At 73.1% G+C, this 2510-nt stretch carries 2 protein-coding genes; one reads left to right on the plus strand and one right to left on the minus strand.

The genetic code is table 11. From position 1 onward, the window contains the following. The first annotated feature begins 269 nt into the window (after positions 1-269). Positions 270-1268: an MBL fold metallo-hydrolase gene (locus AC2W7M_RS23720; RefSeq protein WP_486135411.1), complete on the plus strand. Its 999-nt coding sequence runs from the start codon at positions 270-272 to the stop codon at positions 1266-1268. On the opposite strand, the gene cysG is transcribed toward AC2W7M_RS23720, so the two are convergent. Continuing rightward, positions 1210-2510 (minus strand): siroheme synthase CysG (cysG, locus tag AC2W7M_RS23725; RefSeq protein ID WP_486135412.1); only part of this gene is annotated, 1301 nt, incomplete at its 5' end. The genes AC2W7M_RS23720 and cysG overlap by 59 nt on opposite strands.

Raw genomic sequence — 2510 nt, forward strand, 5'->3', positions numbered from 1 at the left:
CGCTGCTGGTGGAACGCGCGCGCGCCGGCCGGAGCTTCTCCGACTGGCGCGGCTGAGCGGCGCGGCCCGAACCTGACTCCCTCTCCCGCTTGCGGGGGAGGGGTGGGGAGGGGGCACGCGGGCGAGGAGGCGACCGCGCTGGGACCGGGCGGCGCACATTTGGCGTTGCCTTGCGGGCGGCAATCAGCATGGTGCGGGGCAGCGAATGGGCCCCGGGTGGCTGTCACGACCGCTCTCCGGCCGCGATGGCGGAAAGAGGCGGGACGACGATGACGGTTTTGAGTGAGGCGCCCGAGCTGAGCGCGGTGGCGCCCGGCATCCTCCGGGTGGAGGTGCCCTTGCCCTTTCCGCCGCGCGAGGTGAGCGCCTGGCTGCTCTCCGGCGCGGACGGCTGGACGCTGATCGATTCGGGCGTGGACGATGCGCGCACGCGCGACATCTTCACCCGCGTCCTGGCCGATCCGCGGCTCGGCGGCGCGCCGGTGGCGCGGCTCCTCGTCACCCATTTCCACCCCGACCATATCGGCCTCACCGGCTTCCTCCACGAGGCCACCGGCGCCGAGCTGCACATGAGCCGCACCGAGTGGCTGCAGGCCAACGTGTTTCTGCGCGAGGACGCGGAGACGGAGATGGCGAGCCTTATCGCCCACTGCCGCCGCGCCGGGGCGCCCGAGGCGTTCCTCGATTTCCTGCCGAAGCGCGGCATGCTCTATCCCAAATGGGTCGGCCCGCTGCCGCGCCGCTACATGCGCCTCGCCGCCGACGACGAACTCGCCATGGCCGGCACCACCTGGCGGGTGATGATCGGCGAGGGGCACGCGCCGGAGATGGTGTGCCTCCATTCGCCCGAGCGCGGCCTATTGATCGCGGCGGACCAGATCCTCGGCCACATCTCGCCCCATATCGGCGTGCAGCCCTCCGATCCGCGCGCCGACAACCTCGCGGCCTTCCTGCGCTCGCTCGGCACCTTCGAGACGCTGCCGGCGGACACGCACGTCCTGCCGTCCCACGGCGCGCCGTTCGACGGGCTCCATGCGCGCATCGCGACCTTGAGGGCGCACCACGCGGAGCGGCTCGACCGGCTGATGGACTTCTGCGCCGTGCCGCGCACCGCCATGGACACGCTCCAGGTGCTGTTCCGCCCGCTGCCTCTGGAGCAGACCGGCTTCGGCCTCAGCGAGGCGCTGGCGCACCTGCGCCATTTGGTCTTCAAGGGCGCGCTGGTTCAGGGCGAAATGGACGGGGTCTGGACCTTCGTGCGCGCCTGAGGGTCACAGGCCGAGGCGCGCCGCCTCCGGCGCCGGCGCCGCGAACACCGCCGCCTACCGCCAGCGCGTGGCCGTAGAGGATGAGGCAGGGCCCTTCCGCCCCCTCCGCCACCGCCTGCTCCACCGCTTGAGCCAGCGTGCCGAGGCTGGCCGGCACGATCCGCTCCTGCGGCCGCGTCACCGAGAACACCGCCACCGCCGGCGTGGCGAGATCGGCGCCCGCCGCGGCGAGGTTCGCCACGAGGTCCGGCAAAGTGCGGCGGGGCATGTAGACCACGGTGGTCGCGGCCGGGTCGGAGAGCGCCTTGAAGTCGAGGTCCTTCGGCAGCTTGCCGTCGCGCGCATGGGCGGTGACGAACTGCAGCCGCCGCGCATGGTCGCGGTGGGTGAGCGAGGCCACCAGCCGGCTCGCCGCGCCCTGCGGCGAGGAGATGCCCGGCACCACCTCCACCGGGATGCCGGCGGCGCGGCAATGCGCGATCTCTTCGCCGGCACGGCCGAAGATCATCGCCTCGCCGCCCTTGAGGCGCACCACCCGGCGGCCCTCCTTGGCGAGGTCCACCATCAAGGCGTTGATGTCGTCCTGCTTGCAGGACGGGCCGTAGCCGGTCTTGCCCACCAGCATCTTCCTCGCCTCGCGGCGGGCGAAGTCGAGGATGGCGGGGGAGACCAAATCGTCATAGAGCACCACCTCGGCCGATTGCAGCGCCCGCACCGCCTTCAGCGTGAGCAGCTCCGGATCGCCCGGGCCCGCGCCCACCAGCACCACCGATCCGCGATGGGGCGCAGCGTCGGCCCTGATGCCGGCGAGGAGCGCGTCGCGGTCGGCCTCGGTGGGCGCGCGGTTTGGCTCCAAGAGCGCGCGGGCGGCGAAGCGCTCCCAGAAGGCGCGCCGGGCGGCGAACGGCAGTTCCAGTGCGGAGACCGCGCGGCGCCAGGTCTTGGCCGCCTCCGCCCAGGCCTTGAAGCCGGCCGGCATCAGCGCCTCGATCTTGGCGCGCACCGCCTGCCCGAACACCGGGGCGGCGCCGTCGGTGGAGATGCCCACCACCAGCGGCGAGCGGTTGACGATGGCGCCGAAGGAGAAGTCGCAGAAGTCGGGCTTGTCCACCACGTTCACCGGCACCCCGGCGGCGCGGGCTGCGGCGGCGAAGCGCTCCGCCTCGGCGTCGTCGGCCGCGTCGCAGATGGCGAGCGCGGCGCGTCGATGTCGCCCGCCTGCCAGGGGGCGCACATGGATCG

The sequence above is a fragment of the Xanthobacter sp. BG11Y11_SDJG genome (genome assembly GCF_057364445.1).